Here is a 14243-nt window from a genome sequence, read left to right as displayed (position 1 = left end):
CAGTCAGTTCCTGATGGCCCAGAATTTCAGTTCGAGCTCGGCAAATTCACCGGAAACGTGGAACGCGAAGCCGCCGGAGCGCTCCAGGTCTGCCAGGTCTCCCGAACTGAGTTCGAGGATGAAATAGGTTTTGTTGGAGTGGAACGCGATCTGCCGCGGGGCCACCGGCAACGGTTTGACCTTGATGCCCGGCAGGTGCAGGTTGACCAGTTGGCGGATGCGCTCGACCGGGCCGACCTTGAGGTGCGCTGGCAAGCGGTGGCGCAGTTCTTCGGAGTCGCAGTTGGCACTGGCCGCCAGCACGAACGACGCCGAGCCCAGCAGTTTGTGGTCGTGCAACGGCGAGACGATGATCCCGTACTGACGCTCCTGCAGGATCAGTTCGATGGCGTGTTGTTCCAGCACCATCGACAGCACCTGACGGATCGCTTCCATCAGCTTGCGAAAGCTCGCGCCCTGATCGCTGTGCTGGTAACGGCTGTCCAGGCGCGGGCGTTTGCTGTCGCTGGAGAAGGTCGCCAGTTCACCGAGCATGGTCAGCAGCGTGCGGTACAACTCTTCCGGGTGAACCTGCTCAAGTCCCAGATAGTGACGCAGCAGCATTTCGGTGCGGTTGATCAGTTGCAGCATCATGAAGTCACCGACTTCCGCGCCACCGACCTTGCCGTTGGAGCGGATTCGGTCGGCGATGGTGTCGCCGCGGTGACCGAGCATGCTGATCACTTCTTTGAGGCACGACAGCAGGTAGCTGGAGGAATGCGCCTGGATGTAGGTCGGCACGAAATCCGGGTCGAGGCTGATCACGCCGTCGGGCGTGGTGTCGAGCACGTCGCAGATCTTCAGCTTCACGTAGGCCTGATCGCTCTGCTGTTCGCCGAGCAGCAATTTGAAGTCCGGGCGACCGCAGCGCACCTGGCTCGCGGAATCATCACCGGCGTTGGAATCGGCGACTTCGGCTTCGTACGCGGTGTAGCGCGCCAGCACGTCGGATTGCTCCGGACGGCGCGCCTCGATGTGGTTACCGGTGACCAGCGGCAGCGCCAGGTAGATCGGCGTGTTGCCGGTGTTCGGCGGTACGTCCAGCGCCAGCGGTTCGGTGTTGCCACCGAGCTCGAACAGGCTGCCGTCCGGCAGAATCCCCGAGGCCTGGCTGACCACCAGTTTGCCCATGTTGAGGAACTGCAAATCGATGTCCAGATTGAGGAAGCCCCAGGTATAACCACCCAACAACTGGGTGCGGGTCTTCATCTGGTGATCGTAGTAGCGATCGTTGTGCTGGAAGTGCTGCGGGCGCAGCAGCATGCCTTCCTGCCAAATGACTTTATGGGTATTCATGATCAGTCATCCGCCTTGGCGAGCGTTTCGAAGCTGTTGCGGATACCGGCCTGATCGAGCGTCAGGTCAGCGTCGGTGACTTCCACCGGAGTGATTTGCACGGTGTAGCGCCATTTGGTTTCCGGCAGGTCGCGGTAGGCGGCGAGCACGCCAACGTAGCGGCTGCCCTCCTCCACGCTGAGTTTCAACTCAACGGTTTCGCCGGGGCGCAGTTCGAGTTCTTCGCTGGCCACCAGGTCTGGGGCCAGGGATTCCTTGGCGCGTTCATACAGGCTGAAGAAGTCGGCGTTTTCAAAGGTCACCGGGTGCTTGAGCTCGAACAGGCGCACGACAATCGGCGACGGACGCCCGTTGAGGTCCGGGTTCAACTGATCGCTGGCGGTCAGTTTCAGGTTGAGCTTGGTGACTGTCGAATACGGCGACAGCGACGAGCAGCCGGCCAACAGCACCAGGGCCATGAGCGCCGTCAGCGTCTTGAAAAAAGCGGTCGAGCAGCGAGACATGCGCATCATCCTTGGTGGTCGGTGTGTAGGGTGGAAATCAGGCGGATCTGCTCTTCGTAGGCCTGAGCGAAGTCACGGGCCAGCAGGCGTTCGCTCCAGTCATCGTCCTGACGCAGGGCCTGGTGATAACGACCGTAGGCTCTCCAGCGACTGCCGGAAGTGGCGAGCAACGGCTTGTTGTCGCGCTCGAAACGCAGGGTCAATTGCTGCGGCGAGAAGTGCTCCAGCGTGCCGCGAACAGCGGCGCGGCTGGCGGTGAGCAGCGCGACTTGATGCGCCTGCAAATCGCGGAACGCGCGGGAGATCGCTTGCTCGGCCGGCAACTGGCCCGGCTTGTTCGGCTGCAACAAAATGCCCAGCGCTTCCCCGGCATCGACGGCGAATTTCAGCGGGTTCTTTTGCGAGCCTTGCACGGTGGTCTGGGCCAGCCGCAGTTCGTTTTTCAGTTCGCTGCGGGTGCGCAGGCTCTGCTGCAAACCGCCGACGCTTTGCTTGAGCAAGCGCGCCGCGTTCAGCGCCAGGGCTTCGCGGGCATCATGGTCGAGGCCTTTGAGGTCCACGCCCAGCGCTGCGCCGAAATGCTCCCAGAAGCCTTCGCTCTGACGTTCGACCGCTTTCGGCACAGGGGCCGGGACGGGTTCGGCCGGGGCGTTGATCAGCTCCGGGACCATCAGGCTTTCCATGTCGATACGCGCATAGTCGGCGCGCTGACGGCTGTCTTCGATCGTGGTGCTCGGGGAGATCAATTGCTCGATTTCCGAATACACGCGTTCTTGCTGATCCAGTGCATTGAGCGGGTCGAGATCGAGGAACGCGTCATCCGGAATGATGCTGCCTGCCGCTTGCGGACGGCCGACTTCGACGTCGAAGGTCGCCGGGTCACGCACCAGCCGCGCGCGGATCTCGAAATCACCCAGCACATAGACGCTGCCGTGCTCGATACGCATGGCTTCGCCCTTGCGCAGGCGCGCGCCGCTTTCGCTGTTCTGGATACCGTTGCTGCTGGTATCGGTCAGGAAAAACGTGCCTTCGCGGTAGCTGATCAACGCGTGGTGGTTGGACAGGTGGCGCTTGCGGTCCGGAATGATCCAGTCGCAATCCTCGCCCCGGCCGATGACGCCACCGGCCTGTTTAAAGGTCTTTTGGCACAAGTCCGTGGGCACGAATTGCTTGGTGTTGAGCATTTCGAAAACCAGTTCCATGGTGATACTCCTTGCGGTCACTTGCCGCGATTGACCGCCTGCGGATCACCCAATGGGCGATAGGTGTTGTCGTTGTATTTGTAATTGCCGCTACAGCCGCCGAGGCCGCATAGAACGACGAGGGTCAGCAGGACGGCTTGCCAGTGACGAACAGGCATCAGAGGGTCTCCAGGGATAGACAAAGCACAAAGTGGCGGCCCGATTGGGCGGCGCTATCGAAATTGATTGGGGTGAAGCCGGGTGCTCTAACCCGGCATCTGGACGCAACCCCCTGTGGCGAGGGAGCTTGCTCCCGTTGGGCTGCGAAGCAGCCCCAAAACCAGCTACCGAGTTTATTCAGGCAAACCGCGGCTACCGGATTGCGACTGCTGCGCAATCGAGCGGGAGCAAGCTCCCTCGCCACAAGTCGTGCGTGGCTCAGCATTGGGTTAACCATCGAAGTCACCCAGATTGATATTCAGGCGCCCGAGGCGGTACAGCAGCGTGCGCCGTGGCAGGCCGAGTTCGCGGGCGGCGAGGGTCTGGTTGCCGTCGTTTTTGCGCAGGCAATCGAGCAGCAGGCTGCGTTCGACCTGTTCCAGGCGTTCGCGCAGGTTCAGGCTGTTGTCTTCCGGCATGGCTTCCATGCGCAGGGAGAAATGCTCGGCCAGCAATTCGCCGCCCTCGCACAACAGAACAGCACGTTCGACCAGGCCTTTAAGTTCGCGCACGTTGCCGGGGAAGGCATACCCGGACAGGTGATCCAGCGCCGCGTCGGACCAACGCACCGCATCGCGTTGCAAGAACGAGCAGGCCTTTTCAGCAAAGTGCCGGGCCAGGTCGAGGATGTCGCCTTCGCGCTGACGCAGGGCCGGCAACTCGATCGGGAATTGCGCGAGGCGGTAGTACAAGTCCTCGCGGAACTTGCCTTCGCTGACCAGCACCGACAAATCCCGGTGCGTCGCGGCAATGATGCGCACGTCGATCTTGTGGGTGTCGTTGGAACCCAGTGGACGGATCTCGCCTTCCTGCAACACGCGCAGCAATTTGGCTTGCAGCGACAGCGGCATGTCGCCGATTTCATCGAGCAGCAAGGTGCCGCCGTTGGCCGCGTCGAACAGCCCGGCGCGGTCGCGGTCAGCGCCGGTGAAGGCGCCTTTGCGGTAGCCGAAGAGTTCGCTTTCCAGCAGGTTCTCGGGGAACGCCGCGCAGTTCTGCACGATGAACGCCTGGGAGCGGCGCGGTCCGCAATCGTGAATGGCCCGGGCGACCACTTCCTTGCCGGTCCCGGTCTCACCGCGCAACAGCACGGTGTAAGGGCTGTGCAGGACTTTGCTGATCAGCGAATAGGTCTGGCGCATGGCCGAGCTCTTGCCGATCAAGCCATAACCGCTGGCACTCGGCACACTGACCGGCGCTGGCCGCGAAACACCGCTCGGCTGACGCAAACGTTGCAGCAGGTGCAGTTGGCCGAGCACGAACGAGCCGAGCTGACCGAGGGAATCGGCAAAACCTTGCAGGTCGATGTGCCGGCGACTGGCGCACAGCAGCAAGCCTTCAACCGACTTCTGCTGATTGACCAACGGCACGCATAGCAACGACTGCCAAGGCGTGGCCTGGGGCGGCAGGAAACTGGTTTCGTGCAGGCTGCCGCTAAGTTCGCTGAGGCTCACCACGCGGTTCTGGCACAAGGCGAATTGCAGCAGTTGTTCACCGTTGTAATCCGCCGGCAGGCTCGCCGCTTCCCGGGGTTGCAGGATGCCGTTCAGGCACTCGGCGTTCATTCCCAGGCAAGTGTGGGTCGCGTCCAGCAGGTACAGCTGCGTCAGTTCGCAACCGCTGAGCTCGGCCAGACCGCGCACGAAGTCACCCAGCAGCGCAGCACCGTCCGCCGCGCGCGACAGGCTGGCAAACTGCGCCAGCAAGGCTTCGGCATAGACCAGCGGTTGCGGCACTCGAGTGAACATCACACCCACCTCAGGCGAACTCGCAGGTCACGCTGGCGTCACCGTCGAGCGTGGCATGCACACGCTTGAGGCTTTCACCGGTGGCCATTGCGTCGAGCAAGCGGTCGGCCACCAGCGGCAGCACGTGCAGGTCGAGCAAGTGGTCGATCAGGCGCGCGCCGCTGTCGCTTTGGGTGCAGCGCTCGGCCAAGTGATCGACGAGGTTCTGGCAGTAAGTGAAATCCAGCTGACGACGGTTCAGGCGCTCGCCCAAACGGCCGAGTTTGATTTCGATCAGCTCGCGCAACACCGGGCCGCCGACCGGGTAGTAAGGCACCACACGCATGCGCGCCAACAGCGCCGGTTTGAAGTGTTTGCTGAGGACCGGGCGGATGGTTTCTTCGAGTACTTCGGCGGTCGGTCGTGCGCCGTTTTCACAGAGCTCGCTGATGCGGTCGCTGCCCAGGTTCGAGGTCATCAGGATCAACGTGTTGCGGAAATCGATCTCGCGCCCTTCGCCGTCGTTGGCCACGCCTTTGTCGAAGATTTGGTAGAACAGGTTGAGCACGTCCGGGTCAGCTTTTTCCACTTCATCGAGCAGCACGACGGAGTACGGCTTCTGGCGCACGGCTTCGGTGAGCATGCCGCCCTCGCCATAACCGACGTAACCCGGTGGCGCACCGATCAGGCGCGAGACGGTGTGCTTCTCCTGGAACTCGGACATGTTGATGGTGGTGATGAAACGATCACCGCCGTAGAGCAAATCAGCCAGGGCCAGCGCGGTTTCGGTTTTGCCGACGCCGCTCGGGCCGACCAGCAGGAAAACGCCCACTGGCGCGTCCGGTTTGTTCAGGCCGGCAGCAGTGGCGCGCATCGAGCGGTCCAGTGCGTGAACGGCTTGCTCCTGACCACGGATGCGCGTGCGCAGGTCGGTGGCGAAGCTCGCGACCTTGGCGTTGTGCTCGCGGGCCAGTTGCGCCAAGGGCACGCCGGTCCAGGCGCTGATCACTTCGGCGACCAGACGCGGGCACACTTCGAAGCTCACCAGACGTTCTTTGACCTGCGCCTCGGTCAGGGCTTTGTGAGTGTCGTTCAACGCGGCTTCCAGCGATGCGACGCTTTGCGCTTCGTCGACCGGCAGGGTTTCGATCACGGTACCTTCGGCGTCTTCTTCAACGCTGATGGTCGGTTCGACGGCAGCGGCTTCACGCGCCTTGGCCAGTTGCTGGCGCAGGTCCAGCAGGCGTTCGGCCAATGCCTTCTGTTCGGTCCACAGGGTTTCCAGCGCAGCCCTCTCGTCTTCAGCTTCTTCCAGCCGCGCTTCCAGTGCGTCCAGCGCTTCGTGATCGATCAGCAAACCGGCTTCGGCATCGCGGCGCAGGGCCTGACGTTGGCGACCGCCTTCAGCCAGTTCGCCACGCAGGCGTTCAAGGCTTTCCGGAGCGGCAGCGAGGCTGATGCGCACGCGGGCGCACGCGGTGTCGAGTACGTCGACGGCTTTGTCCGGCAGTTGGCGACCGGCGAGGTAACGGGCAGACAGTTCGGCAGCGGAGACGACGGCGTCATCGCGCAGGTAAATGCCGTGACTCTTCTCATACACCTGAGCCAGACCACGAAGGATGGTCACCGCTTCGCTGACGGTCGGTTCGTGCAGTTGCACCGGTTGGAAACGACGGGCCAGCGCCGGGTCTTTCTCGAAGTATTTTTTGTACTCCGCCCAAGTGGTCGCCGCGATGGTGCGCAGTTCCCCACGGGCCAGCGCCGGTTTCAGCAGGTTGGCCGCGTCGGAACCGCCGGCATTGCCGCCTGCGCCGATCAGCGTGTGGGCTTCGTCGATGAACAGGATGATCGGTTTCGGCGAGGCTTTGACTTCGTCGATCACGCCCTTGAGGCGACGTTCGAATTCACCTTTGACGCTGGCGCCGGCCTGCAACAGGCCCATGTCCAGCGACAGCAATTCGACGCCTTTCAGGACTTGCGGCACTTCCCCGGCGGCGATGCGCGAGGCCAGACCTTCGACGATCGCGGTTTTACCCACACCGGCTTCACCGACCACAATCGGGTTGTTCTTGCGGCGACGGGCGAGGATGTCGACCATCTGCCGGATCGCGCCATCGCGGCACAGCACCGGGTCGAGTTTGCCGTCGCGGGCCTGTTGGGTCAGGTTGTGCGTGAAGCGTTGCAGCAGCGATTCGCCCGGCACGGCGGGTTTGCCGGTGGCCGGTTGTTCTTTCTGCGACAGGGCAAATTCTTTCAGGCGATCAATGTTCAGCTTGGCCAGCAACGCCTGGTAGCGGCTGCCGGCGTAACGCATCGGGTTGCGCAGCAGGGCGAGGATCAGCGCAGCCTGTTCGACCTGGGTCTGGCCCAGTTCGAGGTTGGCCACCAGCAAGGCATCCTGCAGCCATTGCACCAGCTCCGGGGCAAACACCGGGTTGCGCGACGCGCTGTGTTCGACCCGCGATTGCAGGGCGGCGCTCAGTTCACCGGCATCCACTTCGGCATCTTGCAGCGCGCGTGCGAGCAGGCCTTGCGGACGCTCCAGCAGGCCCAGCAGCAAGTCTTCGACGAGGATCTTGCTGCCGCCACGGGCGACGCAGCGTTCGGCAGAACTTTCCAGGTCACGACGGGTTTCGGCGTCCAGCGCCTGGATAAGTTGTTGCAGGTCTACGTTGATCATTGGTCATCTGTCCTTAATGAATTTTGCTGCCCAGGGTCACCACGCCGTCCGCTTTTTCGCGGCCGAGCCAACTGGTCCATCCCAGGCGACAGGCGTTCTGCTCACCGATGCGCAGTTCGCGGATTTCTTCCTGGCGCAACACCAGGCGAATGTCGTAATCGAGCGGGTCACGCAGGGTGAAACGCACCAGTGCGCACAACGGCTGGTAGCCGAAACCGATGGGCAGGAATTCGTGAAAGCGTTGCCAGTCGAGTTCGCGGATGTGAATGCGGAATTTGCCGCTGCGGTCGCGCACGTGTTCGCCCAGCACCAGGTCTTCGCCGAGCAGGCTGTTGGCGCGGCCCAAACGATTGCGCTGCTCGTCGAGGATTTCCACGCGGCGCTCGATGCACTGCTCGATGGTCAGCTCGGCGTGCTTGAAGTAGTAGCGCAGCACCGCTTCGATCAACGCCGCCGAGTGCGCCCGCAAACTGAGCAAGCCGAGGTACGGCAGCAGGCGTTTCCAATTCAGTTCGCCGGCCTTGCGGATCTCTTCGCCACCCAGGCCAATCAACGCAAACAATTGCGAAGAAAACGGGTCGAGCGCACCGCTCTCGAAGCTTGCGCGGTAGCGGTATTTGCGCCAGATCGGCAGCATCAGCCGTTGCAGGCGATGGTGGAACAGGTCGAGGAAGTTGCGGGTCGGGTTGCCGTCTTCGCTGTCGCCCAAGGCCTGTTCGCCGTAGAACGCCGGCAGCGGCGAACCGGAACCGACCAGGCCAATCAGGTTGAAACGCAGGCGCGCGCGCATCTGCCCGTGCTCGTGGAAAAACTCCACGCGATCGACATCGCTGCCAGGGAAACCCAGGCTCGGGTTGGCCTGGAATTCCAGCTGGTCGTACAGATCGTCCTGACTCAGATGCGGGTGGGCCTCGCGCAGCCGGTCAACCACCAGCAGCACGGCCTGAAACAGCGAGTACTCGCGTATTCCTCGGGTCAGACCGCTTAAAGCAGCGGCTGAAGGCCCATACGTGGTGTCCATTGGTACACCTCTCCCTGTGTGCTTTTTACCCGCAGCTCGTGGTACGAATTGAGACTGGCGTAAAGCGCGAAAAACTCGTTAAGAACCGAAGCGAACACGAACAGGTCGCCTTCGCCGATGTAGCCTTCCGGGTCGATGGTCAGCTCGGTGCGCAATCCGCGCACCGGCAAGCCGCGATGCAGGCGGTCGACGTGTTGGTGTTTGATCGATTTGAGGCCGCCGAGCAGGCGTTTGCTGACCTTCTCCGCGTGCTGGTCGTAGTAGCGCGGCAGGTCGTAGGTTTCGAGAATCACCTTCAACGCATTGACGTCGGCCAACGACAGGTAGTTAAGCGACATGTTGCTGATCAGCTTCCACAGGAAGTCGCGATTCAGCGGCGGCGCATAACTCGGGGTCGCCGGGGTGATGTTGCGGAAACTGAGGAACTCCGGCGTCTCTTCACAGGCCTGGCTGATGTCGCCAAGCTTGAGTTTCTTCGGCAGGTTCTGGTTGGTGCACATCAGCTCGATCGACAGGGTTTCATGGGCTTCGGTGTGGCGGATGCCGAAGCTCAAGTAAGTGTCGAGGCCGTCGTGCAGCAGCGATGAACGCTGACGAATGCTGTAGTGCGGACGGCTGGTGGGCACGTCGAAACTCGGGTCGTGCTCGAAGGATTCGAACGGCACGTATTCCTGATAGCCGAGACCGCCGGGCTTCCAGCCGGTGACGCTTTCCACGGAAAACACACCGCAGTTTTCCAGGTCGTACTCGGCGGGCAACAGCAGGTATTCGTCCTGCTTGCCGTCGAGGCGAATCGGCAACGCATCGTGCTTGAACAGGTTGACGATGGGCGTGCAATACAGCTTCACGTTGTCCAGGGTCGGACGCATGCGCATGATGCCGCTCTTGCGAATATCGAAGCGCAACTCCAGGCCGCGCATCTGCTTCAGCGTGTCTTCCGGCAGCGCCTTGAGCAGGTCCAGACCATTGACGTCGACGAACAGGAACTTGTCCTGGAAGGCGAAATACTCTTGCAGGTAGCGGTAGCCACGGAAGGTGTTCAGCGGGTACGGAATCAACGCTTCTTCTTCGGCAAAACCCACCGGTTGCACCCGGTCGCCGGGCATCTTGAACGCCATCGGTGTGCCGTTGACGCCATTGATTGGCTTGCCGGCGCCATCCAGCGGAATCAACTCGATACCTTCCAGATTGCGCAACAGGCTCAAGTACAGCATCTGGCTGATGTAACGCTCGCCGGCGAAGTGCAGCCGCAGGCGACTCAATTCCAGCTCACCGAGATGACCGTCGGCGCTCATCTCCAGGCGCAGGCTCAGCAACGATCCGTCGCCCTTCACCGAGTACGTCAGCGCGGCCAGATCCAGCGCCTGGACTTCGGTCGGGTAGCACGTGCGGAAACGGCAACGCACGTCTTCAATCGGAACGCTTTCAATCGGTGTATCACGATCGACCTTCAGCGCCGGGCCGGAACGCTTGAGCGGGTCGAACTGCAAAATGCTGAACGCCGGCAGCGGCCGCATGTAGTTGGGCCACAGCAGTTGCATCAGCGAATGGCTGAGCTCAGGGAGTTCGTCGTCGAGCTTCTGCCGCAGGCGACCGGTCAGGAATGCAAAACCTTCCAGCAACCGCTCCACGTCCGGATCCCGCCCGGCCTGGCCGAGGAAAGGCGCCAACGCTGGACTACGTTCGGCGAAACGGCGGCCTAACTGGCGCAGTGCGGTGAGTTCGCTTTGGTAGTAGTGGTTAAAGGACACTGGGTACCTTCCTGGTGGTGGATCTCATGAATAAAACGTCCTGTAGAGCGCTACCGTCAGACCCGCACAGACGTAGCCGGCGATCAGGAGGTACGGCACGATCAGGATCCAGCCGTAGGCCATGTAAGAGTCACTTAGCTGCCCGGCGACCAGACTGAACAAGCCATAAAGCATCCATGGCACGGCGTAGAACGGAATGAACTTCAACGGCGCCAACCAGACCATCCGCAGCGCTTGTTGCTCGCTACGGTTCTTGGCGGATCGAGAAGTCCACAGCGAAAACATCAACAGACCGGGGATGCCCCACCACAACAGGCACACCCAATGGGTCTCGGATGAATCGAACGTGGAGTACTCGCCAATCCACAGGCCATAGGAAAAAATCGCCAGCACCGCCAGCAATGGCCACCACAAGGCAACCATGAAGAAACTCAGTTGCGCTCGGCTAAGCATGGTCGGCCCCCGACGCGAGCTTCGAGGCGTTTGCGCCAACTACTTTGCGCTTGTACCAGCCATCCAGCCCGGTGCTGAGAAGGATCGCCGTCAAGGTGAATATTCCTTGGCCGATGCCATAGAGCAGCGCCCGTAGCGGATGATGCGGCAGCATCCACAGGAGAATTAGTCCTACCCAGATCGCCCACAGGATCAACTTCACACGTAGCACAGGAATCAGCGCCAGCACCGCGTTGAAGACAAGGAAAAACTCGTAGAGGAATTTGCTGGTAAGACGAATGTTCACGCCACGGGAGGTCAAGCCGCCGTAGGTCGAGATGTACCAGTCGGCCGCGAAGTTATTCAGGAACGCGTAACCCACACAGAAAACACTGTGGATCAACAGGCAGCAGACGATGCGGGCCAGCATGTTCATGCGGGACGCACCGAGGAGTAACAGCTGCCCACGATTTCGATGGCCACCAATGAAATCAGGACCATGAACGTCAGCGAGCGATGCAGCCATGACTGACGCAGTCGCTTGCTGATCACCGTGACAATCAGCAGAAAACTCAAGATCGCGATGCCGCCGAACAGATTGCTGTCGGCGATGTACATCAGATACATGCGCATCTCGTCCGATACGTCGATCATGGGCAAAAGGCTCCATCCTCGAGGGTCCAGCTGCGCTGATAACCATCACGTTCACGTTTGACGGATTGCAGGGCGCAGAAATGGAGATGAGGCCCGACCTCTTTTTGCTGTTCTTTTTGCTCGTCCATGATTACCGGTCTCTCGCTTTTTCAGGCGTCATCGCCGTGCTGGTGTGTAGATAAAGTTGTTCGCCGTCAAACCCTGTAATACCGGCAGCATCGCCAGCAGCCCAATGGAGCTCAGGAAAGCGATAAGCAAAGTAATGGACAGGCGCTTTTTATCCGTGCACCGGCACAACTCCCCCTCCCTAGTGAGCCTGGACATCAGATCTCCAGAACCTTGTGTGGGGTGTTGCTGATAAATATGCTCAATACACTTCCCCTCCAATCCGACAGTTTGCTTATTCTTTTCCGTCATCTAACGGCGCGCACGCTGTAATACTCCACCCTTCGTACCCGGTTGAAGTTGGATAAATCGCATGACCATTAACCCATTGCGAGCGCTCATCTGTCGTGAATTCATTCTGCCAAAGCAGCCACTCAGACGACTTCAGCAACTCACCGTCAACGCTATACACTCGAAAAAACGCTTCACTAGTGAAAAGCTTTACAAATTTCCCAGCGACGCCAAAATTAGAATACTTCGGTATATACGAATTAATATAACAAGTTTTAGCTTCATTCCAAGTCGTGGAATAAACTTCCGCCGTAACGGCAGCCCCATGCTTAATGTATAGCCAAACGGAAACAGGCGCGCCTACAAGCAATATCAGCACCAACAAATACGACATTTTTTTCATAATCACTTAGACCCAGAGCGAGATAGGTACTCTTCAAAATCGATAGGACCAAGATGAATTATAAAAGACACGTCATACAACTTGACCGTCGTATAAATCATCATATCACCACCCTTCCCGTTCACTTGCCGATATTTATTAAAGTGCCCATTCGTCACTTTGTGATATTCGACTCCGGCTTTTTCAATCAATGCAGGCTCGGCAAAATAGTCAATCGGACCGGGCCGGGTTACCCCTTCAGGCGCCCAATAGCCCAATAATTGATCGTCCCCGGCATTGAGAAAGTCGTAAGTATCCCGAACGTAAAGGCCAACCTGCTCTATTTCTATTGCCGGAAAGCCATGATCGTTTTGAATAGTGCGAAATTTAGTTGCCGCGACTTTTACGACGAAAGTCCCTAAAGCGCCGTATACGTCATCCAACGCATCCGTAGCCTTTTCCCAATCTTTAGCCCCGAACCTAATCAAATTAAATTGGGATATATCCTCCAACTCAATAGCTGTTTTATCACTGTAATCCAAGTATGAGCTTTTTAGCTTCTTTGACTTTGCATCCAGCAAGCCAAGTCGCTGGAGTCGCGTCATCAATACGATCAGCCCTTTAGAAAGCTCGTCGAGCGAACCTTTTACTCTACCGGCACTTCCGTTAAATTCTGATGTTGATGATAGCTCAGCAATATACTCATCAACTTTTGGCTTTACACGCTTCGACCCAGTAAACAACCACTCAAACGGTATATCAGTTATAAGCTTATCCGCACTCAAGGTACTCGCTGCTATGTCACCTTGCTTAACAGATTTTGGCAACTCATAGGGCTCACCAGCGAACCACTTCCGCATGACACGAGCGGCCACCGTCCAACCCAACTTATCCATAACTTTAGGAATTGAAGAAAGCTGAAAAACCTTAGCTTGAACGCTTTGACCTTCTTTATTCTGAGCTGGAGTCAGAGGAGCTTTGATCGGCGCGGGCATGGAATAAACCTCAGCAAATGGCAATAGAGTTTTGAGGTTCTAAAAGCAACGTAACCCCTTCAGCAATTGAGGAGCCAATTACCGAAGTTTTTCCTTCACTATCCGTGACACCTGTTATTTCTTTTCCTGAGTCCGTGCGGATTGTGTATCCGCGATCCGCTATCGGCGCGCCTGTCTCGGGATCAGTCACAACGAAGTGTTCGGTAAACGGCCACTGAATTTCCACCGGCAACGGAGGAACAAACGGAACCGGCGAATGCGAATTCCCGATAATCACCGTCCCGGACCCGGCCGTAACCTTGTTGCCATGAGTCCCGACGGAATCCACCGTGGCGGCCGGTTTTCCGTTAATCAAAACCGTCGTCGCCAACCCGCCCGACATCGCACCACCACACGCCGAGGCATCGCCTTGGCGGGCGGCCGCGAGGCCGTCGAAGAACACGTCGCCGGAACCGGCGACGATCGGGTTGGTGCCGTGGCCGGGGAGCGGGCAAGCGGTGGGGTCGGATACACGTGCTGCGGGTTTGCCGGACATACGAATCTCCTTAGTTGACCTTCACTTGACCGCTGCCATCCAGGCGCGCGGCGAAACTGACCTGACGCTTGAAACCATCAACTTCCAGCAGGCCTTCGATGCTGAAGGACAGGCGAAGCTGATCGTGGTCACGCGGCAGGGAGATGACATGCACATTGCTCAGGCGTGGCTCGTAGGCCTCGATGAAATTTTCGATGGCCAGACGGGCCTGACTCAGGGAGTCGTGCAGGCTCAGACGCATGTCATTGAGATCGGGTAGCCCGTAATCGGACAGCGTTTGCACGCTGCCCGCACGGGTGCTGAGCATCTTGGCCAGATGGGCAGCCACGGACGCCATGGCGGAAACCTCGCGGCTCCAGCCGACGCGTTTGTCCGCGTCGCCACCCAGGCGTTCGAAAAGGCTGCCGTATCCAGTCATGAATTAGGCTCCGC

Annotated in this window: 15 protein-coding genes; all 15 read right to left on the bottom strand. The window is 59.5% G+C overall.

Annotated elements, in window-relative coordinates:
• Positions 1-3: 3 nt before the first annotated feature.
• The 15 genes from tssK to tssE all read right to left on the bottom strand — a co-directional run bounded on the left by tssK (position 4) and on the right by tssE (position 14229).
• On the bottom strand, positions 4-1335 hold the full coding sequence (gene tssK / locus ACWKV5_RS13560) for a type VI secretion system baseplate subunit TssK (protein ID WP_483841644.1): 1332 nt from the start codon (positions 1333-1335) through the stop codon (positions 4-6).
• Between the two features lie 2 nt (positions 1336-1337).
• Positions 1338-1838 carry a type VI secretion system lipoprotein TssJ gene (tssJ, locus tag ACWKV5_RS13555; RefSeq protein ID WP_483841643.1) on the bottom strand — a complete coding sequence of 167 codons (501 nt, stop codon included), beginning with the start codon at positions 1836-1838 and terminating at the stop codon, positions 1338-1340.
• A 5-nt stretch (positions 1839-1843) separates the two neighbouring features.
• Complete coding sequence (tagH, locus tag ACWKV5_RS13550) at positions 1844-3040, bottom strand: type VI secretion system-associated FHA domain protein TagH (RefSeq protein ID WP_483841642.1); 1197 nt, start codon at positions 3038-3040, stop codon at positions 1844-1846.
• A gap of 17 nt (positions 3041-3057) precedes the next feature.
• Positions 3058-3198, bottom strand: a complete 141-nt coding sequence (locus ACWKV5_RS13545) for a hypothetical protein (RefSeq protein WP_007894589.1) — start codon at positions 3196-3198, stop codon at positions 3058-3060.
• 270 nt (positions 3199-3468) lie between these two features.
• Entirely contained in the window at positions 3469-4986 is a 1518-nt protein-coding gene (locus ACWKV5_RS13540) for a sigma-54 interaction domain-containing protein (protein WP_483841641.1), read from the bottom strand.
• 10 nt (positions 4987-4996) lie between these two features.
• Positions 4997-7645 (bottom strand): type VI secretion system ATPase TssH, encoded by a 2649-nt coding sequence (tssH, locus tag ACWKV5_RS13535; protein ID WP_483841640.1) that lies wholly within the window; start codon positions 7643-7645, stop codon positions 4997-4999.
• Positions 7646-7658: 13 nt separating this feature from the next.
• Positions 7659-8666 carry a type VI secretion system baseplate subunit TssG gene (tssG, locus tag ACWKV5_RS13530; protein ID WP_483841639.1) on the bottom strand — a complete coding sequence of 336 codons (1008 nt, stop codon included), beginning with the start codon at positions 8664-8666 and terminating at the stop codon, positions 7659-7661.
• Entirely contained in the window at positions 8630-10417 is a 1788-nt protein-coding gene (tssF, locus tag ACWKV5_RS13525) for a type VI secretion system baseplate subunit TssF (protein ID WP_483841638.1), read from the bottom strand. Before tssF ends, tssG begins: the two co-directional genes overlap by 37 nt.
• 24 nt (positions 10418-10441) lie before the next feature.
• Complete coding sequence (locus ACWKV5_RS13520; RefSeq protein ID WP_483841637.1) at positions 10442-10870, bottom strand: hypothetical protein; 429 nt, start codon at positions 10868-10870, stop codon at positions 10442-10444.
• Positions 10863-11285 carry a hypothetical protein gene (locus ACWKV5_RS13515; protein WP_483841636.1) on the bottom strand — a complete coding sequence of 141 codons (423 nt, stop codon included), beginning with the start codon at positions 11283-11285 and terminating at the stop codon, positions 10863-10865. The genes ACWKV5_RS13520 and ACWKV5_RS13515 overlap by 8 nt, the downstream gene beginning before the upstream one ends.
• Positions 11282-11503, bottom strand: coding sequence for a hypothetical protein (locus ACWKV5_RS13510; RefSeq protein WP_483841635.1), 222 nt, complete (start codon positions 11501-11503; stop codon positions 11282-11284). Before ACWKV5_RS13510 ends, ACWKV5_RS13515 begins: the two co-directional genes overlap by 4 nt.
• A 400-nt stretch (positions 11504-11903) precedes the next feature.
• Positions 11904-12302, bottom strand: a complete 399-nt coding sequence (locus ACWKV5_RS13505) for a hypothetical protein (protein WP_483841634.1) — start codon at positions 12300-12302, stop codon at positions 11904-11906.
• A gap of 2 nt (positions 12303-12304) precedes the next feature.
• Positions 12305-13276, bottom strand: coding sequence for a DUF6402 family protein (locus ACWKV5_RS13500; RefSeq protein WP_483841633.1), 972 nt, complete (start codon positions 13274-13276; stop codon positions 12305-12307).
• A gap of 10 nt (positions 13277-13286) precedes the next feature.
• Positions 13287-13811, bottom strand: a complete 525-nt coding sequence (locus ACWKV5_RS13495; RefSeq protein ID WP_483841632.1) for a PAAR domain-containing protein — start codon at positions 13809-13811, stop codon at positions 13287-13289.
• Positions 13812-13821: 10 nt separating this feature from the next.
• A complete protein-coding gene (gene tssE / locus ACWKV5_RS13490) occupies positions 13822-14229 on the bottom strand; it encodes a type VI secretion system baseplate subunit TssE (RefSeq protein ID WP_027926313.1) in 408 nt (135 codons plus the stop codon).
• Between the last annotated feature and the right edge of the window lie 14 nt (positions 14230-14243).

The organism is Pseudomonas oplopanacis (assembly GCF_057128725.1).
The sequence above is the reverse complement of the archived record's forward strand: the minus strand, read 5'-3'. Positions and strand labels throughout refer to the sequence as shown.

Coding starts and splice junctions, on each gene's coding strand:
- tssK (WP_483841644.1), bottom strand. CDS start 1,335: ATGAATACCCATAAAGTCATTTGGCAGGAAGGCATGCTGCTGCGCCCG.
- tssJ (WP_483841643.1), bottom strand. CDS start 1,838: ATGTCTCGCTGCTCGACCGCTTTTTTCAAGACGCTGACGGCGCTCATG.
- tagH (WP_483841642.1), bottom strand. CDS start 3,040: ATGGAACTGGTTTTCGAAATGCTCAACACCAAGCAATTCGTGCCCACG.
- ACWKV5_RS13545 (WP_007894589.1), bottom strand. CDS start 3,198: ATGCCTGTTCGTCACTGGCAAGCCGTCCTGCTGACCCTCGTCGTTCTA.
- ACWKV5_RS13540 (WP_483841641.1), bottom strand. CDS start 4,986: ATGTTCACTCGAGTGCCGCAACCGCTGGTCTATGCCGAAGCCTTGCTG.
- tssH (WP_483841640.1), bottom strand. CDS start 7,645: ATGATCAACGTAGACCTGCAACAACTTATCCAGGCGCTGGACGCCGAA.
- tssG (WP_483841639.1), bottom strand. CDS start 8,666: ATGGACACCACGTATGGGCCTTCAGCCGCTGCTTTAAGCGGTCTGACC.
- ACWKV5_RS13520 (WP_483841637.1), bottom strand. CDS start 10,870: ATGCTTAGCCGAGCGCAACTGAGTTTCTTCATGGTTGCCTTGTGGTGG.
- ACWKV5_RS13515 (WP_483841636.1), bottom strand. CDS start 11,285: ATGAACATGCTGGCCCGCATCGTCTGCTGCCTGTTGATCCACAGTGTT.
- ACWKV5_RS13510 (WP_483841635.1), bottom strand. CDS start 11,503: ATGATCGACGTATCGGACGAGATGCGCATGTATCTGATGTACATCGCC.
- ACWKV5_RS13505 (WP_483841634.1), bottom strand. CDS start 12,302: ATGAAAAAAATGTCGTATTTGTTGGTGCTGATATTGCTTGTAGGCGCG.
- ACWKV5_RS13500 (WP_483841633.1), bottom strand. CDS start 13,276: ATGCCCGCGCCGATCAAAGCTCCTCTGACTCCAGCTCAGAATAAAGAA.
- ACWKV5_RS13495 (WP_483841632.1), bottom strand. CDS start 13,811: ATGTCCGGCAAACCCGCAGCACGTGTATCCGACCCCACCGCTTGCCCG.
- tssE (WP_027926313.1), bottom strand. CDS start 14,229: ATGACTGGATACGGCAGCCTTTTCGAACGCCTGGGTGGCGACGCGGAC.